The sequence below is a fragment of the Pseudomaricurvus sp. ABR4_320 genome, from assembly GCF_056159445.1.
Genome location: NZ_JBSWVF010000014.1, coordinates 27907 through 51340 on the forward strand (window position 1 = coordinate 27907; position 23434 = coordinate 51340).

Below are 23434 nucleotides of genomic sequence, written 5' to 3' on the forward strand. Positions count from 1 at the left end.
CCTATTGCCTAATTATTGGCCGCGTGTTGCCAGCCAGTCAGTTACCTCGGCAACAGACAGGACATCGGCGTATTTTAAGGACAAATCGGTGAGGTTGGCGAAATGGTAGCTCTCGTGTTTATCGGCAACACATTCTTCCGGCACGATGGTGCGATAGCCTCGGGACAAACTGTCAACCGCCGCCGCGCGAATACAACCAGACGTCGAGCCACCGGTTAGGATGACGGTATCCACCTGATGCCAAACGCAGAGGCTCTGTAACTGGGTTTCGAAAAACGGAGAGGGCATTTTTTTACAGTAGATGACGTCTTTTTTGCGATCGATGATCAAGCGATCGTCAAACTCAGACCGTTCGCTATCAAACTTGATGTTTTGCAAGCTGTCGGGGGTGTCTGTGCGTGTGCCCCAAACCCCGGCATCTTCGCCAGAGTCCATATAGGCGACGTGAGTCCAGACTACCGGCCAGTTGAGTTGGCGAAACGCGGTGGCGAGGTCGTTGACGTATTCCAGCTGACGTGGATCGGTTTCGTAGGCGGTTTTGAATAAGTCGGTGCGGGTGTAGGCTTTCTGCAAATCGATGTTGACGAGAATGGCCTTGTTGCCAAATCCAAAACGTTTGCGGGCGGGATTGGCTTTGACTTCTTCGTAAAGCTGGCGGGCGGTTTTGTCGGATAATTCCATAGCGACTCCGTGGTGCGGTGGCTGGACATTACCCCATACTATAATACTTTTATAATGGTATAAAGATATAACAAATAGGGAATTGCAAAGGGCGCTTACACACGCCGCTGAAAGGCGCGGAGATCAGAAAATTCTTGCTGGAAACCTTATCCGTATTGGGCTGCTTGCTCCGCTGTCGAGGTGATCGAACGATGATTGCAAGCAGGGATATTTGGATTTATTCGGTGGGCTTGCTGGCCTCATGTTGGACTTGCGGGGGCTGGGTGTAAAGCAAGTACCCAATGTAAATGGGCGGGAAAAACATCATAGAAATCAGCCAGCCAAATTTATAGATACCGCGGGATCGACGCGAGACAAGCACATGGCCGAACATAAAAAAGATTGGGGTCAGGATGGTTAGTTGAATATAGCTAATACCGCCGATTCCCATGGCTGGACTCCCTGTCGTGAAAAAACTGCATACAGGACAAAACTCTACAGGGAAATTGCCGCGAATTGAAGCCTGAGTTGGGATGGTCTTCAAGAGCGGGCTATCGTCGCTCTACAGAGTAGCCGTCGTCCGTTAAGGTCGATACCCGAGCCGTGTTTAAACAAGTTTTAGCTTTCGCGTCCTGTTTGACGTAGGTATCCAGAAATTGGCGAGCAACTGTCACGCTGGCTTTTAGTTTGGGCAATTGTGAGGCATCGATCTGGGAATCCGTTGTTGGTGGTTCCAAGCGGCAAATATGATAACCAAAGTAATGATCTACACCGTCGCCGATAAAAGCCCAGTTGTCGCCTGCCGGTGCGCTATACCAGGCATCCAGGTGCCGCTGCCAATTGTCGATAAACCCTGGCAGGACATCTTTGGAGCCGGTGATAACCAAGCTGGGGGTGTCCATGGTTTGCCAACTGTCTTTAGGAATCGTGGGTGACATAGCGCCAGGTGGCGACCAGGTGAGGACGGCTTTAATGCGCACATCGTCTGCCAGTTTATGGCTGAGCGCATCGGTGCGAGCGCCCGCAAAGACCTGCGCGACTATGCCACCATAGGAATGACCGGCAAGGGCAATCGCCTGTTCATCGATAAGAACGTCATCGGGCAGATTTTGTTGTAACAGATGATTCTTGTCTGACAGCAGTGCCTGTATATCTCTCAGGCGTAGCTCCCAGGTATCTGCGCGGCTCAAGGTGGGATTGTTGAGTAATTCTGAATCCTGGTGCAAGGGGGCGGCGACGATATAGCCGGCGGCGACCAGTGGTTGCAGTATTGCCAGATAACGCTCCGGTGCGGAAAACGCACCGTGTGAAAAAAGAATCAACGGGTAGTGACCTGGTGTTTGAGGCCAGCCCAGCCAAACGCGAGTTTGTTTTTTGTTCTCGTGGGGAAAAATCACCTCAGTGTGAGCACTCGGCAGTGCATCTGACGTGCAGGTGACCTGCGCGTCTGCCAACGCTAGGCGCGAGGCGCTTAGGAGGCAGATGTTCAGGGCACACAAGAGGGCGATGATGCCGTGGTTGTGGACTCTCATGGTGTTGTTGACTGTACCTGAGTGGCGGCAGTGCGCCCGGCCAGCTTGCCGAGACTGGTTGCAGTCAGTAGGCCATTGCCGGCGATATAGCCACTGGCGCCGGAACCTGAAACGCCTCGTGCGGCGCCGCCACCTGCGAACAGATTGGGAAAGGGAGTGCCGTCGTTGCGCAGTACACGCGCTTCACCGTCGACCTCGAGACCGCCCTGGGTATGGAATAGGGCTCCGGTGACCCGTGCAGCGTAAAATGGCCCTTGCATTTGATGTGCGGGCAAAAACCGACGCTGAAATTGATCCGGAGTACCGGTCTGTGCCGCCTCACTGACATCTGCCAGTGTACTGGCAAGACTCGCCGATGGTATTTTCATGCGCTCGGCAAGGGCATCAACGTCGAGAGGGCCAATCACCGCGCCTGCAGAGACCGCTTCCTGAAAGTCATCAAAGCCCATCATCAAATCATAGAGACGCTGATCGAACACGCTCCAGGCGCAGGCATCCGATTGTTGCAAAATATTGCGCGCCTGTTCGGAATAGCCCTGGCTTTCATCGGAAAAGCGTTCGCCCAATTTATTGACCTGAATACCACCTTCCATAATGAGGGGCCAAAGAATTGGAATGCCGTGGCCATAGGCGAGGCCGCCGTGGCCTTGGTAGCCGCTCATATCGCCCAGGGCTGCGCCGAGCAATTCCCCCCAGTGCACCGCATGGCCCTTATTGCCGGGATGACCGTGAAAGGTGGCGTCGGTCATTTCGGGAATATACTGTTTCACCATCTCCGCGTTGCCCGCAAAACCACAGCAGGCAAGAATCAGACTTTCACAACCAACTTCTTCCATGGTGCCATCGGGGCGTTGCAAACGAATACCGACGATTTTGTCATTGGCATCGACCAGCAGGTCTTCGACCTTGGCTTCTGTTAGCAGATCAACCTGGCTGTTTTCGATGGCCTGACAGAGTGCTGCCATCAGTTCACTGCCACTGCGATTGGGACTGCCATACATGCGGCGGACACTGTGACCGGGATAGGTAAAGCCGTCTACTAACGACAGGGGAATTTGATGCTTGTTGCGCAGCCAGTCAATGGTATCTGCGGAGGTCTCCGCGAGAGCCTGAACCACTGCGGCATTGGGTTCCTGCTTCGCCTTTTTCATGATGTCTGAAGCAAACAGCATTGCTGAGTCTTCAATGCCCTCAGCCCGCTGCTCTGGCGTTGCGGCGGCGGGAATCAGGCCGGTTGACATGGCCGTAGTGCCCAGTGGCGTTTTATCCTGTTCGAGCAGTAAAACGTCCAGACCGGCATCGCTGGCCGCGAGAGCAGCACACAGACCACAGGCGCCAGCGCCGACCACAACGACAGGATAGGTATAGTCGAAGCTTGGCGGGGTGAAAAAGGTTTCAAGATTCATAGTCTGTCGTCTCTTATCGTGCTTTTTTTGGTCCGGAGTTAAAGTTGCTGTCGGTCGTTTTGGTGAATTACTGGAGGTTGAGTTCATCGACGACACTATTTGGCAGGGCGCTGTCGTCCCAATCGAAACGGGCATCTCCCAGTCGTACTATCACCAGGTCCATTGATGGGCTGATATAGACGCGCTGCCCTCCAAAGCCATCGAAGTACACCATATCCTCTGCTGGAAACGGTGCTTTGGCAGTAAAGGAAGGACCGACTTTGTGATAGTTGTAGAAACGTTCTGGCTCATGGGGAGAAGCTCGCCAGATTTGCCAGCCGTAGTTGGGGTTGGCCGCTGATGGCGCCAGCATTTTGGCGATGGTTTCGGGGTGGATCAACGACTGTCCATTCCAGCTTCCCTGTTGTTTGATCAGCAGGCCCACTCGGAGCCAGTCTCTGGCTCTAGCAAGAAATGCGGTGTAGGTTCTTGGTAGGCCCTCAGGTTCGTTGAGCCAGACGTAGGCATCGTCTGCACCCAGAGGCTGCCAGAGTCGCGTTGACAGATAAGACGAATAATCTTTGCCCGTAGCCGAAACCAACACTCGTCCCAACAGTTGACTGTTGGTGTTGGCGTAGACAAATTTATGACCATCGTTGGCGGACAAATGCATGTCCAGCAAGAGTTCTTTGGCCTCTGGGCCTCCGAGGTAAAAGCGGCGGCTGGGTGACTTGTCTCCACCTGCAAAGCTCAACGGCTCCAATCCACTGGTCATGGTTAACAACTGCCGCAAGGTAATTTGTCCTTCCGGGCGGTCTTTCCACTCCGGGAGATATTTGCTGACGGGGTCGTCAACACTGTCGATAAAACCATCGTCTAGAGCCGCGGCAAAGGCCAGGGCCATTACCGATTTGTGCATTGACGCGGATTCCGATCGAAGACTGGCATCATAGGGCGGAAAGTAATGTTCCAGTTGGATTTTTCCGCCCTGCCACACGAGCAGCGAATAGCTGCCTTTGGATTTCGCGAGGGCGATGCTCTGGGAAAAATCTTTTTGATCGGCGGGCGCAACACTGGGTAAAGGATTTTCGAGTTGGCCTGCTATCGTCGCGAGCGGAGTTAATCGCTGTTGTGCTGTGGCGAAGCTGTCGTCTTGCGATACTGTGACGGCGGAAAAACTGAGAAGACTCGACAGCAAAAAGCTGCGGCAAAGTTTGGCTGTGATGGTACGGTACAATGATTGTCTGGGGGTAACGCGAGTGTGACCTGTCATGGGCGATTCGACTTCTTGAGAAAAACTGCCGCACATTAGCGGCGTTGGAGTGATTCTGCGATGGCTTCGAGCAGCCGCGTCGCCTCTGCGTCGAGTTTTTTCTGCAATTCTGGTGACGGTTGGTAGCGGTCCACCAGACCGGAAACATCGATGCCTTTTTCATCGAGAACGGTTTCCAGAATTTGCAGGCGATCTTTGACAACCCACAGTTCTTTGGTCAACGTCATTAAGGTTAACGCCAGCGTATCGACTTCCGGGTTGCTGAAAATCGGTCGCTGGGGGTTGTTGTAGCTGGAGGGGGCATCACTCATTGGGTTTGGTTCCTCGAATCACATAGGGGTAGCCAGCGTCGACATTCACGTTGATAAAGCCAATGTCTTCTGCCGCTTGCGCAACGTTTAACAGGGCGGATGAACGCCAGTGAGGTTCGCCACCAACCCGAGCGTTGCGATCGGCCTGCCATTCTTGCAGTGGCTCCATATCGTAAAAACGCGGCACATCACTGAACACAAAATCGGCTCCGGGCGTCATAACACGCCAGGCTTCCTGAAAGACCTGCACAATGATGTCTGCAGGAATTTCGTGGAGCAAAATGTAGGAGGCGACCAGATCAAAACTGCCCGCTGGCAGTTGCGTGTCTTCTGCTTTGCGGCGCAGAAGCTGCCAGCTCCAGCCGTTGGCATTGGCGACACGTCGGGCCTGTTGTAAGGCGCGCAGTGAAATATCAACGCCGGTAATCTGGGCGTCTGGATAGGTCTCTGCCAGCGCTTCGGTGAAGTGACCGGTGGAGCAGCCCATATCCAAAATCTGGCGGTAGTGTTCTTTGGTGGCAGAGGCTGCGACCTTGCGTCTTTGTACGAAAATGCCGCCGGGGTAGATGGCTTCGACGATACGCCGGTGTACGATTTCGCCGTGAACGCAGCCCTGATAGGGGTGACCATCCCAGCCGCCAGCGGTGCGGTGAAATTCCACGTCCTGCCAGTATGCAGGGATAACCAGGTCTGGATTTTCATCCAGCGACGCAGGCCCTTCATCATAGCTGTCCAGTTCGTCGGTCAGTGCGCTGCCGATTTCATCAAAGGCGTTCATGGCTGCCACGCCGTGGTATCGGGAATGCCACTCGGTGAACACTTCAGTGGCTTTAAACGCTTTGGCATCGCTCAGCAGGCTATCCATCAATTCGCCACGTTCGTCGAGATCTTCCGGCAGGGAGCGATCGGCAACCCGTTCGTTAATCTCTGCGGCTGCAGCGGCTTTAACCGATTTGGATCCACGGGCCAGACCGATAATAAAATCCACTTCGGCTCGGCCCCGTTGGCGCAATTGCAAATGCTTGAGTTGCATAGGTCTTCTCCTGGAAAACGTTTAGGCTTTTTCGCCGAGGGGTGATTGGTCGTCAGCCAGTTGTGTTTCGTTCAAGGTTTTTTCGTCCAACCGATAGCCCGAGAGGATGAGTACGGCTGCGATCCCCATCAGTGCGGGTAAATAGGAGACACCTAACAGCAGAGCATCTTGTACGGCTGGGGTCTGCATCTGTTCTGGTGGCAAAGTGCGGTCAAAGCCTGCCATGGACATGGCAATACCAATCACCAGCGGACCGAAGGCGAAGGTTGTTTTTTCCGTCAGGCTGTAGATGGCGGTATACACGCCCGCGCGTTTAACGCCGGTGCGTCGTGCGTCGTATTCAATGGTGTCGGTCAGCATTGACATGGCCAGAAGAATATTGCCGGTCATGGAAATGCCCAAAGCGACCGCTCTTAGTAGCATCAGCAGTAAGCTTTCGTTCGGTTGTGCCAGAGTCCAGCTGAGGGCATAGAGTATGTAACAGACGCCGATAACAATGTAGGTGGTCCGTTTGCCAATGACTTTCGACAAACGCACGATCAGCGGTGCGGCCACCAGGGAAACCAGAGTGACCACCATATAAAATTTAGAGAGATCTTTGAGGTTCAGCTGCAGGCTGTTGACGATAAAAAACATCATCGCGGCGCTGGAGGCCGCGACGCCCAACAGCTGACAGGCTTTAACCATAGCGAGTCGAACGAAGAATTTATTTTTTAAAATGGCTTTCACGTCAGCCCGCAGATCTGGAATGGCGGCGCCGGATTTTTGATGACGGGCGCTGGCAGTTCCAAAGAAGGTCAACATCATGGTTACGAATACAATAATGCCACCAGCGATGCCGATAACGACGTAAGAACTCCACTCGGATTTACCCAGTGATTCCAACACCCAAGGCGCTACGGCACTGGCGAGAAATGACCCCATGGTGACAAACACCACTCGAAAAGCATGGATGGATGAGCGCTCGTGGTAGCTGTCGGTCATCTCCGCTGGCATCGCCATATAGGGTACATTAAACAAGGTGTAACCAATGGTGTAGAACAGCAGCGCGGTAAAAATATACGCGGCGATGACTACCTGACTGGAGAATTGAGGCGTGGTGAAGATGATGATTAACGCCAGTGATGACACCACTGCACCTGGAATTAAAAACGGGCGCCGTCGGCCAATACGGGTATTGATACGATCACTCCATACGCCCACCACGGGATCACTGACGACGTCGAGTATCTTTGTGGCAAACATCAGTGTTCCGGCGAGTGCCGGTTCGATATGCAGCACCCCGACCATATAAAACATGATCAGAAAGGATACGGAGTTCATCAGCACGCTGACGCCCAGAGCGCCGACGCCCCAGGAAAGTTTAAGCGTTTTAGGCACTTCAGTGATGTAGTTAAAGCTGTCTTTCATGGGCGCGATTTCATCATTATTGGGTGATCCATTGCTGCCGTCTCTATGCAACCGGCAGCAATGATTTTTTTAGAAGTTGTAGGTTGCTGTCAAGCCAAAACTTGCCGTGTTGGCAGGAAACGCCGTGCTGTAGGTGGAGGAGGTGGCTGTGGTGCCCGTTGCAACGAAACCACCGAATGTTGGTTCGTTAACGGTCGAGCGAATGTATTCTTCATCGAGTAAATTCTTGCCCCAGAAGGCGACTTCGAGATGATCCCGCGACCAGCCAGCGCGCATATTTAACAGGGTGTATTCGCCGTAGGTTTGTACGTTGAGAGGGCGTGCATATTTCTCGGATTCATAGGAGAGATCTGCGCGCAGATAGAATTCTTCGTCGAGAATGTTGAAGAACCAAGTGGCACCAGTGCTGATCTGCATTTCAGACATACGCGGTACCAGATTGCCGCTAATGTCGGTACTACAGCCTGTTACGGACAGTGTTGAATCCGGGCAGTTACGGGCACTTCCGTAATCCGTGGTATCGTCGACGAACTCTGGCTGGGTATAAGAAATACCGAAGCGGTATTGCAGGTTATCGGTGGCAAAGCCGCTCAGTTCTATCTCTGCCCCATAGCCTTCTGCTTCACCAATATTCTGCGTGGTGTTGGTGGTACCGTCGGGGTTGTTGGTGGGGGCGGTAAACTGAATGTCGTCCCAGTTAAACATGTAAACGGCTGCATTCAAAGACATTTGACCATCGAACAGCTCACCTTTATAGCCCAGTTCGTACATGTCCATGGTTTCTTCGTCATAGCTCATTTCCGGCGCGTAGGTGGTGGCATTAAAGCCTCCGGATTTCACGCCTTTGGCATAGCTGACATAGAGGTTGGCGGTATCGGAAAAATCCCACGTCAGGCTAAATCTTGGCGTGACGAAGTAGTAGTTGTTGGAGCTGCTGGTCTCTGCGAGATAGTTGTGCTGTGTTTTATCTTCTTCCGTGTATCTGAGTTCGAGAGACGCAGACCAGGCATCGTTGAAACGGTAGTCGAGTGAGCCAAAGAGGGCTTGCACATCGCTGATGTCTTCTTGATTGCGCAGCGGGCTGCCCACTCCTTCGGAGAGTGGAAAGGTGGAGAGATAGCTCTCGGCAACTTGAGAGAATTCCCCGTGAAAACTGTAGATACCCGCCAGCCATTGCAGAGGATCATCGGTGGTCGATTGCAGTCGCAGTTCGAAACTTTGATCCGAAGCCGGGCCAGTAAACGGCTGAGAAAAGGTACGGGTGACATTGCTGTCTTCACTGTCATCCAGTTGCGAATCTGACAGGGCGTCAAAGGAATAATCCCCGAACGACGTCATAAATGTCAGCGACATAGTGTCGAAATCGTAGCTGGCTTCCAATGTGGTTTTTTCGGTGCGATAGAAGCTGTTTTGTGCATAGTGAGAGACATAGTAATCGTCTCGAAAATCAACATCCCCACAGTAGTAGGTACCGCCATCACCACCGGGTCTGGGGAAGGACGTTTGCACACTGCCACCACAGTTATTATCCAAAATATAGCCGGCCGTGGTATCGAGTGAGGATTCGCCGTAATAGTAGAAGAGGTAAGTGCTAAAACGGTCGGTTGGAGTAAAGTACAAGCTGCCAGCGGACGCCTGCTTGCGATCCCAGCCGCCGAGTTTTTCTCCGCCGAAACCATTGTCGAGGGTGCCGTCAAAATGGCTGTTGCTGAGTGAGAGGCTGCCGGCGAGCACGCCTTCAATCAACGGGCCGCTGATCGAGGCTTTCATTTCCTGAAGGTCATCGGAACCCAAGGTGCCGGTCACTTTCCCCTCAAATTCGTCACCGGGTTTTTTCAACACATAATTGATGGCGCCAGCAAACGAGTTGCGACCAAACATCGCACTCTGTGGGCCTTTGACCACTTCGACCCGCTCGATATCGAGTAGGGCAATATCGATGTTACTTTTGCCATTGATAAACGCGCCATCCAGAAAGACACCCACGTTGTTATCGGAGCTGGCGATATCTGTCTGTGCCAGGCCGCGGATCACAGGAGAGCTTAAGCCGCCGCCTTTGAAAGACTGGAAGGTTAAGCCCACGGTATTGGCGGCGATATCTTCCATTCCGGTGATATTGGCTTTTTCGATAAAGTCACTGCTGAGCGCACTAATGGCTAAGGGAACATCCTGAATGCTCTCGCTGCGTTTGCGAGCGGTAACAACCATTTCCTCCATAACAGCATTGTGATTTCCTGTTTGTCCGTAGGCTGTGGGGATGGCGGTCATCACCGCGCCGGCCATGAGTCCATATGAAAAAACCTGGTTGCGAGTTGTTGCCATCTGTCCTTGCCTCTTTAAGCGGGTCAATCTGAATGCCTGCGAATGGTGCGAATTATCGATGTTCATCTTTGATATGTATCAATGGCATATCAATAGGATTATGTATACCAGCAAGATTGATTGTCCTGCAAGGCTTAACCACTGAAAAAAATTGAATAAATTGTTATTCAATAGAATTATTTAAAGGCCGCTTCAAAGTAGGGCTATTTTGACGGAGCGAGGACAATTTGAGCGCACGGTGTGTGGGGTTTTTCGAAAAAATACTGGGTGTTTGGAGGGCGCACACCAGTATGCTTGCGCTAAAAAGATGCAGTGATTTTGCCACTTATGGCGTGTTTATCCTCATACTTTGGAAGGTTATAAAGTCTTGGCGACGTAAAAGATGGAGCGCTCCCAATGTCAAAAACAGGCAATGCTGTTGCGATTGCGAGAGGGAGGCGGGCGTCAAAAATTGACGAATAGCCCTGAATCGGTCAAAAAAACCTGAAATTATTCGAATTTTTAAGGGGTTAGGGCAGAACTTAATAGATGGCGATAAGAGTATAATATATTATTAATAGGTCATTAGATCCTAGCTGAGAAGAGGTTATTTCAAAGTTCGGAATTGAAAAAACGGAATCCCTACATGGCAAAATCTTCAGTTATTTCATTGCTCAAGAAACACAGTAAGCAGTCGGGTATTATTTCCGATGCGCCAACACCGCTTTATTACCAGCTCTATTCTTTGCTAAAAGACCAAATCGTTGATGGAACGATCAGCTACGGTTCACAGCTTCCGACAGAGCAAGAGTTGGGTGAAGCCTTTGGGTTGTCGAGGATCACCGTTAAGCGAGCTATGGATGAGCTTGCGGCGGAAAATCTGGTTGAACGTCGGCGCGGACGCGGCACCAGCGTCACGTATAAATATCAGCCGAAGCCGGTTAAGGCGCCCCTGGTCGGTATGCTTGAAAGTATTGAGTCCATGGGGCGGCATACGCAAATCAAAACACTGGACAATACCTTTTTGGTGCCGCCAGCAGAGATTCGTGAAGAGTTAGGCTTAAAAGAAGACGAGGGCGCACTGAGATTGCTGCGGGTTCGTTATACCGAAGATGAAAAAGTGCCTTTTGCCTATTACATCAGCTGGACGCTCGCGCCGAAGGGATGCTTTACCAATGCGGCGTTGAAAAAACAGACACGTGTCGAATTGTTGCGCAAAGCGGGAATTCACTTGTCCCGCATCGATCAGCTGTTGAGTGCCGATGCGGCCAAGCCGGAAGTCGCCAGCGAGCTGGAGTTAAAAGAGGGTGCGCCGCTGCTTATTCTGACGCGCAAATCTTACGATACTGATGGTAAGCTGGTTGATATTCTCTTGGGCAGTTATAACCCCGCCATATTCCAATATCAGATGAGTATGTCGTTGACTGAGCCAGGAGCGTCTTGACGTCGCTATCAGCGCTTCGAAATCATCAAAAAATCGATAAAAAAATGGGGCCAGCCGGCCCCACGAAAAGCTCATCCATGGATGGCTAAGAGGAATCGTTAACGACTGGTATTGATGACCTTGTCTGCCAGCAGTTGTTCAATGTCTGTTTCAGAAAACCCCGCGTCTTTCAAAATACTTACACTGTCTTCACCCGGTTGCGGCATATCGTGGTAAAGGTTTGCCCGTTGACCATCAATTTCTACCGGTAGGGTGGGCAATAAGGTTTTCCCTTCGCCGGCGGTTACTTCCAGTAGGCCATTGGATGCCAGCAAATGAGGATCGTCGAATAGATCAGCAGGTTTATTAATTGGAGCAAAAGGAATACCGGCTTTTTCCAGCCTCGCCATCAGCTCGTTTTTTTCTATGTCGGCGAAGGCATCGCTGACGGTTCCGATAATTCGATCCCGTTGCAGCAGTCGGTCGTTGTTTTTTCTAAGGTCTAAATCGCTGCCCAGTTCATCGAAACCAAATTCTTCACAAAAACGCAGCCACAGGCCGTCACTGACAACACCGATAAACACACGCTCGTCATCGCGGCATTTAAAAATATCGTACACGGACCAAGCGCTGCGGCGAATCGACATTGGCGGTGGTTCCTGCCCGGATACCGCCTGTTGTGCCATGTGCTGGCCAACCATAAACGCCGTTGTTTCAAACAGTGAGCTGGTTACCTGACGTCCGCGTCCGGTTTGATTGCGTTCATGCAGGGCGGAAAGAATGCCGATGACACCGAACATGGCGCCAGTGATATCGATGACCGAGGAGCCTGCACGCATTGGGCGATCGGGCAGGCCGGTCATATAGGCGAGGCCACCCATCATTTGAGCAACTTCATCAAGTGCAGTGCGATTTTCGTAGGGACCTTTTAGAAAGCCTTTGAGTGAGCAGTAAATTAACCCCGGATTGATTTTCCGCATTTCCGCCTCACCGAAACCGAGCTTTTCCATAGCACCGGAGCGAAAGTTTTCAATCAGAACGTCAGCGTCTTTGATGAGCGCCAGAGCAACTTTTTTTCCCGCTTCGGACTTTAAGTCGAGGCACAGGCTTTTTTTGTTGCGGTTATACATGGGAAAATAGCCGGCGCCAGAACCTTTCAGGTTACGGGTTTTGTCGCCATCGATCGGCTCAATTTTAACGACATCCGCGCCCAGGTCGGCGAGAATGACCCCAGTGGCAGGACCCATGACCATGTGAGTGAATTCAACAACCTTAATATCTTTTAATGAGCTTAGATTTTTGGGGGTCATAGAGCCGTGGTTCCCTGCCTGACTGTCTTCATGAGCTGCTTTGATGTGCATCATAATACAGTTAAAAAGACATAACAATATAACAATATATTTATAGGTTATTCGGGTGGGTGCACTGGCGACTATTTTTGATGGAGTCAGCCTCTGAGACACGCGTCGCTGAATGAAACTCAGTTGGGTGTATTCGTAACTTCTTGTTCCCATGTGTAACGCTCGGACGGTCATTCGGCGGCTCGCCAAGATATAGCGCCGAGACGAGTCTAATAATTGGCCGATTTAGCGCCTTTAGTCCTAAAGCTATAGTAATAGGACATATCGCATCAACTCCGGTGCATTTTTAACCGGTTTCATTGCTGGCTTGCACGATAATGGTGCAAGTATGGCGCTTGTGATTTCCTTATTGGTAGAGAAATCGCGACCTCAGCGAGTTGGTTTAATTATTGCTGCGTTTATTTTGCCTGCTTCGGAGACGGTGCCCTAAAACGGCGCTCTCAGCTTGCCCCTCAAGTATTACGCTGCCGAGATTTAACGCTATGAATATGATCGTCCCTACACCTCAGACCGGTCGTTACCATTCGCGCCTGGGTTTTGATGATTGCGCTCTGTTTAAAGCAATGAGTGAAGTCGAATACAGGCAGACGATTACCAACTCCCGGCAGATTCGCGTTGAAAGTGGCAGTTATCTGTTTCATCAGAACGCCGAAGCTACCAAGGTATACAACGTTATCAGCGGAGTGGTTTCTGTTGAACGCTTTTTGTCCAATGGACGCCGTCAAATCGTCGCTTTGTTATTCCCTGGAGATTTCCTGGGGCTGACCAACAGTGATCACTATGATCTGGCTGCTCGCTGCCTTACCGATGCCAGCTTTTATGAGTTTAAGCGTAAGCGGCTCTATGATTTGGCGGAGCAAATGCCGAGCCTCAAAACGAACATTAAAGACATTAACGTTCGCGTGCTGAATCGCATTCTGGATCAGGTGTATATTCTCGGTCAGAAAAAAGCCCATGAACGCCTGTGTTTTCTGTTTCAACAACTGTTGGAGCGTCAGCCTGGTGCTCGGGCTGATCGCACTGAGTTGCATCTTACCCGGCAGGACATGGCTGATTATCTGGGGCTTACCATTGAAACGGTCAGTCGCTCTTTGGCAAAGCTTAAATCCGATGGTGTTATCCGCTTTCCGTCATTAACGGTTCTTGAAGTGATCGATATGGATCAAATGATCGAACTCGCTGATACTTGATCGTCACCGTTAATCGTCTTCTGAAATGCCAGTCCTGAAAAGGGCTGGCATTTTTATTTGTCCGCAATACGCCATTCTGCGATGCCGCGATTTTGATATTTATCATACACAAGCGCAAAGTGCCTCTCTAAAGTCTGGCAATGTCAGTTCGTCATATTCATTATTATCCTGATTCATAATTGTTGAGGCCTCCATGCTGCAAAAACCCATTGCCCGTCGGGCATTTCTTCGTTCATCTGTGGGAGTTGCCGCCAGTTTGGGGTTGCCGCCGGTGGCGTGGAGCCAAGAAAAGACTGACGTCATCGTGATTGGTGCCGGCTTAGCGGGTCTATACGCGGCCACTTTGATGGAAGATGCTGGTTTATCCGTGCGGGTCTTGGAGGCGACACCTCGAATTGGTGGGAGACTCTTCACTCTGACCGACGTACCGGGAAGTCCGGAAGCCGGTGGGCAGACCATTGGTCCTACTTACGGTCGAACCCTGTTTTTGGCCATGAAATACGGCGTTGAGCTGGGCACTTTTGACTTCACCATGGGCTCGGAGCCGGAGCGCCAGGTTTTACAGGTTCAAGAGCAGCGGATTTTGCCCTCGAATTGGGCATCTTCTCCGTTAAATCCATTCCCTAAGGATGCCAAGGCGGCCATGCCGGATATGTTACTGAGTCGGGCTATGGGGCCTGCACCTTTTAGTGACATCAGCGATTGGTTGGATCCCGCCTATGCAAAGTACGATATTCCGGCTGCGGATTATCTTAAGCAGCAAGGTTACGACGACGCGGCTATTCATATGATGGGGGTCAGCAACAATTATGGCCCAACGCTGGATAAGTCGTCGCTGCTGTTTTTGCATCGAAACAATTATCTGGTGGGGCAATCCATGACCACGCCAGGCGGTGTACGAACGGTTAAGGGGGGTAACCAAAAGCTGCCGCAAGCCATGGCGGCAGGGTTAAAAGGGCAGGTGCATACGGATAAGCCGGTGGCACGTATTCGTCAAACCGATTCCGGGGTACAAGTTAGCTGCGCGGATGGCGAAACCTTTACTGCGAGTTATGTCGTTTCTGCGGTGCCATTTACCGCGCTACGTGATGTGGTGGTCGAGCCAGGTTTGCCCGCGATTCAAGCGGAAGCTGTTGCTGAGTTGGCGTACGGTAAGGTGTTTCAGGCACATTTCTCTGTTGAGTCGCCATTTTGGGAGGGTAAGGGGTTTCTACCAAACGTTTGGTCAGACTCCATCATCGAACGGGTCTTTGCGAGTGACCCCAGCTATACCGGTAATTTCACCAACCTAACTCTCTGGGTCAATGGTGATCCTGTTGATACGCTAGAGGCCATGTCTAACGCTGATGCGGCCGCGCTTTTGCAAAAGGAGTTCTACAAGGCTCTGCCTGAAGCCAAGGGCGCGGTGAAATTTATTAAGCTGCATTCCTGGCAGCAGCAACCCTATGCGAAAGGTTCTTTTGCGGTGTGGCGTCCCGGCCAGATAGCGCGCTACGGGCAAGAGATTGCCAAGCCTTCCGGGCGTCTGCATTTCGCTGGTGAGCACACGGCAAGATGGAGTTCGGGGATGGAGGGCAGTCTGGAATCCGGGGAGAGAGTTGCTCAGGAAGTGATCGCTCGCGTCACTGTCTGATATTCATTTGTTGTTCAGTGTTCATCATAAAAACTATCTGTAAACCGTGTTCAGAGAGATGTCTGTTATGGCTAAATTGCGTTCTAAAATCCTGGGGGCTGTATTTGGGCGCCTGAAATCTTTTGCTGTGGGTACGGCAGTGCCGGTATTCGCTTTAAACCTACTGGCGGCTGGTAATGTCACGGCGGCAGGCGATGTCGAGGCGGGTAAAACCCGCTCCGTGCTCTGTGCCAGCTGTCATGGTGCGGCGGGTATCAGCAACGGTCCCATGTGGCCGAATCTAGCGGGGCAAAAGTCCGATTACCTGGTGAAACAGTTGAAAGCCTTTCGCTCTGGTGAGCGCAAAGATCCGATGATGGAGCCGATGGCAAAGCCGCTGTCCGATGATGATATTGCAAATCTGGCGGCTTATTATGCCAGCCTAAAATAGATCAATGAGTGGTCGTTATTCGACGGAAAAGGCGCATTTTATGCGCCTTTTTTATTTTGAGGGTGCCGCTTCGCTCGTTTGGCCGCCAATGAGTGGGCGGTTGATTAATGCTTGAGCAAATCCCCGGTGGTGGCCGAGGCTTGATTTGTCATCGCGCTTTCATATTTTGATAATTGTTAAAGCAGGGGGGCACGAAAACATCTAACGTTCGCGTTATTAAAACAGATGAAAACACATTAAGGTCTGCGAATGTTTATAACTGAATTAGCCGTGCTCAGATGGTTACATATTATTGCCGTGGTTTATTGGCTTGGAGGCGAGTGGGGCGTTTTTCAAACCGGAAAAAATATCGTCAACCGTAAGTTACCGATGGACGAGCGGCGTCGACATATGGAAACGGCGTACCGCATCGACATTTTAGCCCGTACCGGCATTATCCTGTTGTTGCCACTCGGCATGCACATGGGGCACCTCTGGGGTGTACAACCGTTTGGCGGCTGGGCACTGACCGCGATGTGGATTTTTTACGCCGCGTGGCTGCTCCTGTGTTGGTCTGCGTTCTATTTCCGTGAAACCGATCGCGGTATTCGATTGACCAAGATCGATGAAAAAATTCGTTTTGTTGTCATTCCATTGTTGTTGATTATCAGTATCGCATCCCTACTTGGTTATGGTCCTTTTCCCGCGGAAACCGGTCAGAAGTGGTTCTCCTGCAAAATTCTTATCTTCTCTTTCCTGTTAATGATCGGTTTGAAGTTGCGTTTCATCATGCGTGAGTGGACGGATATTTTCCGCAAGCTTGCTGTGAAGGAAGATCCTGAATTGGAAAAAGTTTTGGAGCGTTCCATGAAAGTTGGTGAGCGACTGGCTTATATGTACTGGGTAGGAATCGGCACTGTCGCCTTTCTGGGGGCAACCAAACCGTTTTAACCAATACGTCAAACTTCAAAATATAGAGAAGATTTTTAAAACAAAGACAGCGCGGCGAGCTCTTTGGAAATAGGGTAAACCGCGTACTAATACGAAAAAAAAGATCCGTATAGAGATCGAGAAATTTCACTTGCTAGAGAGATAAGCCATTGCACAAAGACAATGGCGATGAAAATACATAAAAGCCAAGACCATTGGCGATTCGCTGGCAAATGACCAGCATTTTATATTTTTCCCCTCGTGGGTTGGTCACATGGAGATCACAATGACCTGTCGCAAGTATAGAAATCAGTTGTATGTCGCGAGTGCCATCTTCGCGTTAAGTCCATTGTCCGTGGCGATTGCTCAGGATTCATCTTCTGGGCAGGGTGCTGTTTTAGAGGAGTTGGTTGTTACGGCTCGTAAACGGGATGAAAGCATCGTCGATGTGCCTTTATCCATCCAAGCCTTCTCCGCGCAGGATCTGGAAAATGCCGGACTGACGGAATTGGAATCCGTCGCCAATTTTACACCGAATATGGATTTTCAGAACGTGGGCAACTCTCAGCCCGGACGTTTTAACTCCGCGATTCGCTTTCGTGGAATGGATATGTCGATCACCACTCCGACCAACCAAACCGGCGGATTTTTTGTCGATGGTGTGAATGTTATGGGCGGTGCGAGTTCCGTGTCATTTACGGATATCGGTCAGGTTGAAGTCATTCGTGGTCCTCAACCCGTGTACTTCGGTCGCGGGACATTCGGCGGCGCGATCAACTACACGACGGTTACACCTGGTGAAGAGTTTTCTGGCAAGGTCTCGGTCTCTTACAGCCCAACCTTTGGCAGTACGGATATCAACGGATATCTGGAAGGGCAAATTACCGACGGGCTAAATGGCCGTTTAACGATGTTTTCCCGCGAGCAGGGCGCGACCTTTACCGCTAATGATGGCGGCGACTTGGGGGAGGAAACTACCCAGGGCATGTCGGCGATTTTTTCTTTCACTCCGACCGATAGATTGGATATCAAAACCCGCATCGCTTACTCAGAAGACGATGACGGTGCGCCTTCATCGACCTTTGTTCCGTTTAGCAGCTATGGCAACGTTGCGGCAGGTGCCGGTATCACCATCCCAACGTCGAGCGGTAGTCTCGATACTTCTTTCAGTCAGCCCTGGCTTATCGGTGACGTTCCTTATACCGACGTCAGCAGTAATACCAGCTTTTACGATGTCGTCGTGAATGGTCAAACCATGTATGGCGATGCTCTGGCTGATGGCACCTATTCCGTAAAAGACCTGCTAGATCAGCGTTATGGTAACGGCGATACGCCATCGCTCGACAAAGTGGGTTTGCGATCCGACCTTATTGTCTTTTCAACCGCGGCATCTTATGAACTCAGTGATGAGCTCACCTTGTCCGCGCTGGTTGGCTACAACAAGAAAGATACTACACAGATTCGTGACGCCGACCAAACCGATGCTGAAGCTTGGTTACTGTCCACCTATCTTGAGCTGGAATCCTGGTCGGTTGAAGGGCGCGTTGCCTGGGATAATGGCGGGCCGTTACGTTTGATTGGTGGTGTTAACTATTCTGAAATTGATCAGATGGGTGACGTCGATGGTGGCTGGAACGTTTATAACGGATATTACAGTGGCCTCTTGTACGGTTATGGTTCCAGTGTGTTGGATGCAACCACCATCGAAACCTTCGGCGTTTTTGGTTCGTTTGAATACGACATACTCGACTGGGTAACCTTGGTTGCCGAAGCTCGTTATCAGGAAGATACCACGCGCAGTTCATCCGGCTTTACCGAAGACACCTTGGCCGGAGAAACCGAGCTGACCTTTGACGATATTTTGCCCCGCGTCAGTCTTACTACCGAACCGGTTGAAGGTGCCAATCTTTACGTGAGCTATGCCGAAGGCCAGTTGCCTGGTGCCTTTAACAGCATGTTTGATTCCATGGATCCCACCGATGCGGCGGCGTTTCTGGCTGCGAATCCAGAAATTCAGAAAGAGACCGAAGAAGAAACTCTGGAAACCTATGAGTTGGGCTGGAAACAGACTCTGCAAGATCAAGGTATCTGGTATTCACTCGTGGCCTTTCACCAGAAATGGGAGGGGATGAAGTCATCGGGTCTTTATAACTTCATTGGTCCAGCCACGGGAACCCCTTACTTCCTGACACCCACCTTTACTGGTTCCAGTACACAAGAAGGTATCGAGGCGGAAGTTCGCTGGCAGGCTACAGAAAGACTGTCTCTGCAAGCCTCTTACGGTTATACCAAAGCAGAATACGACGATTACGACAGTAACTCCTTCCGCAGTTTGTTCGGTCTGGAATACGGCTCTTACTATGTTGCAGACGGCAACACGCTGCCACGATCACCCGAACACAGTGGAGCGATTGGTATCAGCTGGGAAGACACGTTGATCGACGGCTGGGATTATTCTCTGCGCGCCGATGCGACTTACCGCAGTGAAACCTACACAGATGAGCTTAATCTCACCACCATCGCAGGGTATACCTTGGTCAATCTGCGCGCCGGTGTGAGTAACTACGACGGCATTGAATTGGAACTCTTCTGTTCAAACTGTTTCGACGAGGAAGGCTGGGCAACAGGACGTCGTTTGACGGACTTTTCTACCATGCCGAATTTCTTTGCGACACAGGGTGTGGTCGTCGATCCAATAACGCCGAGGGAAGTGGGTGTTAAAGTGGGTTATAGCTTTTAGGTGACATCACAGCAATGATGAAAAAGATAGCGTACATCGTCGGTGGATTGACAGTTGCGATGATGATTGGTGTTGCTGCTCTGTTGTGGTACTACCGGGGTTATGATCCCGATGTGCTGGAAGCTGAGTACGCGACCTCGCCATCGCGCTTTGTCGACATTGGTGATGTTCGCTATCACGTTCGTCAGGAAGGGCAGGGGCCAGATGTTGTGCTATTGCACGGCACCTTCGCCAGCCTGTTTATGTGGGATGAGTGGGTCGCGGATTTATCTGACCGTTATCGTTTTACGCGAGTTGATCTGATTGGCGCGGGTCTGACCGGGCCGGGTGGGCATGATTATGTTGCAGGTGAGTCGGTAGATTCTCTGGTTGCGCTATTCGATGCTCTCGGTCTCGATGACTTCGATTTGGTGGGGACTTCTTTTGCTGGTGTGTTGTCGTTTCGGATGGCGGGAGATTTTCCTGAAAGAGTAAAATCGTTAGCGCTGATAAACAGTGCCGGACTTCTGCATCAGAAAACCAATCCCAATGTGTCTCAGACCATTCCTATTCGCTCCAATGTGTTGTCTCATATTACCCCGAAATCCATGGTGGACGATTTCATTACGGGTTTGATTCGAGTAAAAGAAAAAGCAACTCCAGAAGTCTTGCAGCAATATTATGACCTGATCATGAGGCGCGGTAATCGCCAGTCCTTGCTGCAAGGGTTTTACAATTATACTGCGACGGATCCAAACCCCTGGCTTAATAAAATTACCGAGCCAGTACTGATTATTTGGTCGGACGGTTCCGTGCTGCCGGTAGAGGAATCTAAAGAATTTATGCAGCAACTGCACAATGCAGCCTTTGTTGACAAAGAGGTTATTGTTGGTGGTGGCCATGCGCTCCCTATTTCTCACTCTCAGGAAACGGGGCTTTTAGCCAGTAACTTCTGGCAGAAGGTGGAAAGGCTTGGTCAAGACGTTAATGTCTTAGACGCTGTGGAGGCCGAATGAAAAACACATACAGAAAGTGGGCGGGATCCATCAGTTCCTGGAAAACGGCCAGTTTGATGGCGGCGGTCATGTGCCTGTTGGCTGCAAATGTAAGTTCACAGGCTTTGCAAGCCAACGACTATTGGAAGCAATCCGAAGGCCTGTGGTCGCAGCATCACACGTATTTGGATGGGCAATTTGAGTACCGGATAAAATCTTACCACTCATTGCTTGATATTCGTCTCGATGGTGACAGTGTTCAGCTTCACGAAATCAAATATTATCCACCCGGTACTTTTAAAGGGGCGAGTGTTGGAATCAATACGGATGATTCGCTTGGGGTGGAATTTATTCAGGAAAACATCGGGCATCTGAAAAACGCTGAAGGCTTGGTGATTTTCGATGCGCCGGAAAATGCTAAGACACAGATGCGTATTTTACCGATCTCGAAGGACAGTGCGCTGATGACGGTGACTCATCTGGAAACCAATGCTGACAGTTATCGCATGCTTATTACCCAGCCAACTGACAAGCATCGCTATCTGGTCAGTTTGGGAATTGGCTTACCCGGAGATGCGGGGGCCTTGAGAGGCGTTTCAATGAACGACGGTGAGCGTCTGCCGAAAGATCAGTTGGCAACGCAACAATCGACGTTTCGACAGCAATACCATGTCGGGCAGCAGGTAACTGCTGAGGCCGACGGCACATTTACCCTTCACAGGGTCAATCCATAATTCACAAGCAAACATCACATAAGTGAGGATTAGAATGGCAAAATCAGATAAAGATCGCGCTGGTGTCGATCGTCGCGGTTTTATCCGCGGCTCCGGCAAAGCGATTGTTGGCGGCGGGCTTGCCGCGGCTGGCGTACATTCAACGCTCGCCCTGGCAAAAGCGGGTGAGCAGGGAACCACCGCGATCGACGAGAGCAATTTGCGCTATTCCGATCCCGAGTGGAATCGCGATGCGTTTGCTCGCATCATGGGCGATTTGGATTTTGGTAAGGAGAAATTCGGTTGGTTCGGCGGCACTGTGTGTGGTGTGGTCCCCAACGAAAAAGTAAAACCGCTGGTTGGGTTTGAAGGCTTTTCCTACGCTCGGATCATCGATGAAGGCAATGGCGTTTATGCGAAGGTACTGCGTGAATTAGGCTTCTATACGGATCTCAAAACTGGCGAAGTCCTGGAAGAGTGGACCAACCCCTACACAGACGAAACGGTTAAAGTCGTACACATCGCTAACGATCCGTTTAATTTTAAAATTACTTCCAGCATTCCTGCGCCTCCAGAATACGGTGGCCTTAACTCTGCCGATAAGCCCAAGGACATTCCGCTGATTTTGCCGTGGAAAGAAACACCTGATGGCAAGGTTATGCTGCAGTCCAACATTCACTTGTTTTACCCATCCGCACTGCAGCCGGAAAAGTGGCCGCGGGAATCCAGCGGTAAAATGAACCAGGTATCAGAGATGTTTACCTACGTCTTCGATAAAGCGGATCTGGCCGACCCCAGTGTTACCAGCCTTTCATTTTCCGGCAGCTGGGGACGCATCACGCCATGGCTTCCGTGGATGTTGATGGGGCAGGCAGATGGACACATCTATTACGATTGCTTGCAGGGCGGCTATAAGTCGATGGATGTCGTTTCCAAGCCAGTTCTTGAGTACGCCAAGAAGCACTATCCCAAGTACTTTTCCGCACCGGAAAAATGGGAGGAGCCCAGCTTGTCCAGTCTTGAACACTACGCACTGGAGCAAAAGCCCGCGCCGGTTAAGAAGTAGGTCTTACGTGTTTCCTCAGGTGGTCCAGTGGGGCCACCTCTTTTTTATTGTGGGCGTTTAACCCTAAAAAAGCGGATCATAAGATCCGCTTTTTTTTGGATTATTGCTGAGGCGTGGCCATTGTGAAGCCCTTGGGCAGGCCTGCATCGGGGGTATATCCGTAGAGTTCAACGTCTTCAGGTAGGCTGTTCCGCAGTATCTGTCGAGCTTCCATCAGTCTTTCGTAGTGAATGCCCGTTCGCAACCCCATGCCTTCCAGAAGGAACACCAGATCCTCAGTGACAATGTTGCCTGAGGCGCCCGGAGCGAATGGGCAGCCGCCGATACCGGACATGCTTGCATCGATCGTTGTTAAGCCCACTTCGAGTGCGGCCATAACGTTGGCCAACCCCTGGCCGCGGGTATTGTGAAGATGAATTCCGGTGAGGTGTTTTTTACCAATTTCTCCCCAGATTCCCAGCGTGAGAACTTTGACTTGAAAAGGGGTGCCATAACCGGTGGTGTCGGATAAGCCCACTTCATCACATCCGGCCTCCATCAATTGGCTCGCTAATGAAAACACCGTATCCGGTGCAATATGGCCTTCGAGGGTGCAGCCGAACGCGGTGGACAAGCCGCCTTCAAATTTCGGACGTTTGTCGGCGGGTAGGGTATTAAGCAATTCGCGGATACCGCGCACTTCATCCATCATCTGAGCGTGGGTACGTCGCACGTTCTTAAGGCTGTGGGTTTCGGATACCGAAAGGGGGATGGTGATTTTGTGTGCGCCGGCTTCTACTGCAGCTTGGGCACCGCGCAAGTTGGGCACCAGCACGGCAACCTGCAGCCCGGGAATGAAACGCACGTAGCGGACGATCTCGGCGGTGTCTGCCAGTTGTGGTAGAACTTTGGCAGGGACGAAAGACCCCACTTCAATTTCGGGTATTCCGGCTGCCGCGAGGGCACTGATCCAGCGCTTTTTGTCTTCCGTGGCCATAATGGGGGTAATGCTCTGCAGGCCATCACGGGGCCCAACTTCGCTGATCTCTATGTCAAATGCACTCATGGCTTCGGTACCGCTCTGCTCAAATGTATTAAACATATAATAATA

Annotated in this window: 20 protein-coding genes; 9 read left to right on the forward strand and 11 right to left on the reverse strand. The window is 51.2% G+C overall.

Annotation, left to right across the window (positions count from 1 at the left end; genetic code table 11):
• Positions 1 to 12 precede the first annotated feature (12 nt).
• The 9 genes from ACXAFR_RS21285 to ACXAFR_RS21325 form a co-directional block, all read right to left on the reverse strand.
• Positions 13 to 681, reverse strand: a complete 669-nt coding sequence (locus ACXAFR_RS21285; RefSeq protein ID WP_475180701.1) for an isochorismatase family protein — start codon at positions 679 to 681, stop codon at positions 13 to 15.
• A gap of 217 nt (positions 682 to 898) precedes the next feature.
• Positions 899 to 1111, reverse strand: coding sequence for a hypothetical protein (locus ACXAFR_RS21290; RefSeq protein WP_475180704.1), 213 nt, complete (start codon positions 1109 to 1111; stop codon positions 899 to 901).
• 100 nt (positions 1112 to 1211) lie between these two features.
• Positions 1212 to 2192 (reverse strand): alpha/beta hydrolase family protein, encoded by a 981-nt coding sequence (locus tag ACXAFR_RS21295; protein ID WP_475180708.1) that lies wholly within the window; start codon positions 2190 to 2192, stop codon positions 1212 to 1214.
• A complete protein-coding gene (locus ACXAFR_RS21300; protein ID WP_475180711.1) occupies positions 2189 to 3598 on the reverse strand; it encodes an FAD-dependent oxidoreductase in 1410 nt (469 codons plus the stop codon). The genes ACXAFR_RS21295 and ACXAFR_RS21300 overlap by 4 nt, the downstream gene beginning before the upstream one ends.
• Positions 3599 to 3665: 67 nt before the next feature.
• On the reverse strand, positions 3666 to 4850 hold the full coding sequence (locus tag ACXAFR_RS21305; RefSeq protein ID WP_475180714.1) for a serine hydrolase domain-containing protein: 1185 nt from the start codon (positions 4848 to 4850) through the stop codon (positions 3666 to 3668).
• A 35-nt stretch (positions 4851 to 4885) separates the two neighbouring features.
• Positions 4886 to 5161 (reverse strand): hypothetical protein, encoded by a 276-nt coding sequence (locus tag ACXAFR_RS21310; protein ID WP_475180717.1) that lies wholly within the window; start codon positions 5159 to 5161, stop codon positions 4886 to 4888.
• Positions 5154 to 6194, reverse strand: coding sequence for a class I SAM-dependent methyltransferase (locus ACXAFR_RS21315; protein ID WP_475180718.1), 1041 nt, complete (start codon positions 6192 to 6194; stop codon positions 5154 to 5156). The genes ACXAFR_RS21310 and ACXAFR_RS21315 overlap by 8 nt, the downstream gene beginning before the upstream one ends.
• 21 nt (positions 6195 to 6215) lie before the next feature.
• Entirely contained in the window at positions 6216 to 7604 is a 1389-nt protein-coding gene (locus ACXAFR_RS21320; RefSeq protein WP_475180720.1) for an MFS transporter, read from the reverse strand.
• A 69-nt stretch (positions 7605 to 7673) separates the two neighbouring features.
• Complete coding sequence (locus tag ACXAFR_RS21325) at positions 7674 to 9926, reverse strand: TonB-dependent receptor (RefSeq protein ID WP_475180722.1); 2253 nt, start codon at positions 9924 to 9926, stop codon at positions 7674 to 7676.
• 625 nt (positions 9927 to 10551) lie between these two features.
• Here ACXAFR_RS21325 and ACXAFR_RS21330 point away from each other — a divergent pair.
• Positions 10552 to 11349: a GntR family transcriptional regulator gene (locus tag ACXAFR_RS21330; protein WP_475180724.1), complete on the forward strand. Its 798-nt coding sequence runs from the start codon at positions 10552 to 10554 to the stop codon at positions 11347 to 11349.
• 98 nt (positions 11350 to 11447) lie between these two features.
• Here the strand turns inward: ACXAFR_RS21330 and ACXAFR_RS21335 are convergent, their stop codons facing one another.
• Positions 11448 to 12638, reverse strand: a complete 1191-nt coding sequence (locus tag ACXAFR_RS21335; protein WP_475180725.1) for a CaiB/BaiF CoA transferase family protein — start codon at positions 12636 to 12638, stop codon at positions 11448 to 11450.
• A 533-nt stretch (positions 12639 to 13171) separates the two neighbouring features.
• Between ACXAFR_RS21335 and ACXAFR_RS21340 the strand changes: the two genes are divergently transcribed.
• The 8 genes from ACXAFR_RS21340 (at position 13172) to ACXAFR_RS21375 (ending at position 22344) form a co-directional block, all read left to right on the forward strand.
• Complete coding sequence (locus ACXAFR_RS21340; RefSeq protein ID WP_475180728.1) at positions 13172 to 13879, forward strand: Crp/Fnr family transcriptional regulator; 708 nt, start codon at positions 13172 to 13174, stop codon at positions 13877 to 13879.
• 193 nt (positions 13880 to 14072) lie between these two features.
• The gene (locus ACXAFR_RS21345) at positions 14073 to 15512 is read left to right on the forward strand and encodes a flavin monoamine oxidase family protein (RefSeq protein ID WP_475180730.1); all 1440 of its coding nucleotides are present in this window, start codon (positions 14073 to 14075) and stop codon (positions 15510 to 15512) included.
• 67 nt (positions 15513 to 15579) lie between these two features.
• Positions 15580 to 15942 (forward strand): c-type cytochrome, encoded by a 363-nt coding sequence (locus tag ACXAFR_RS21350; RefSeq protein ID WP_475180733.1) that lies wholly within the window; start codon positions 15580 to 15582, stop codon positions 15940 to 15942.
• Between the two features lie 249 nt (positions 15943 to 16191).
• Complete coding sequence (locus ACXAFR_RS21355) at positions 16192 to 16872, forward strand: hypothetical protein (RefSeq protein ID WP_475180736.1); 681 nt, start codon at positions 16192 to 16194, stop codon at positions 16870 to 16872.
• A gap of 265 nt (positions 16873 to 17137) precedes the next feature.
• Positions 17138 to 19591 carry a TonB-dependent receptor gene (locus ACXAFR_RS21360; protein ID WP_475180738.1) on the forward strand — a complete coding sequence of 818 codons (2454 nt, stop codon included), beginning with the start codon at positions 17138 to 17140 and terminating at the stop codon, positions 19589 to 19591.
• Positions 19592 to 19605: 14 nt separating this feature from the next.
• Entirely contained in the window at positions 19606 to 20586 is a 981-nt protein-coding gene (locus ACXAFR_RS21365; RefSeq protein ID WP_475180741.1) for an alpha/beta fold hydrolase, read from the forward strand.
• The gene (locus ACXAFR_RS21370; RefSeq protein ID WP_475180744.1) at positions 20583 to 21299 is read left to right on the forward strand and encodes a hypothetical protein; all 717 of its coding nucleotides are present in this window, start codon (positions 20583 to 20585) and stop codon (positions 21297 to 21299) included. Before ACXAFR_RS21365 ends, ACXAFR_RS21370 begins: the two co-directional genes overlap by 4 nt.
• 34 nt (positions 21300 to 21333) lie before the next feature.
• A complete protein-coding gene (locus ACXAFR_RS21375) occupies positions 21334 to 22344 on the forward strand; it encodes a DUF1838 family protein (protein ID WP_475180745.1) in 1011 nt (336 codons plus the stop codon).
• A gap of 100 nt (positions 22345 to 22444) precedes the next feature.
• Here ACXAFR_RS21375 and ACXAFR_RS21380 read toward each other — a convergent pair whose 3' ends face one another.
• Complete coding sequence (locus ACXAFR_RS21380) at positions 22445 to 23389, reverse strand: hydroxymethylglutaryl-CoA lyase (RefSeq protein ID WP_475180748.1); 945 nt, start codon at positions 23387 to 23389, stop codon at positions 22445 to 22447.
• Between the last annotated feature and the right edge of the window lie 45 nt (positions 23390 to 23434).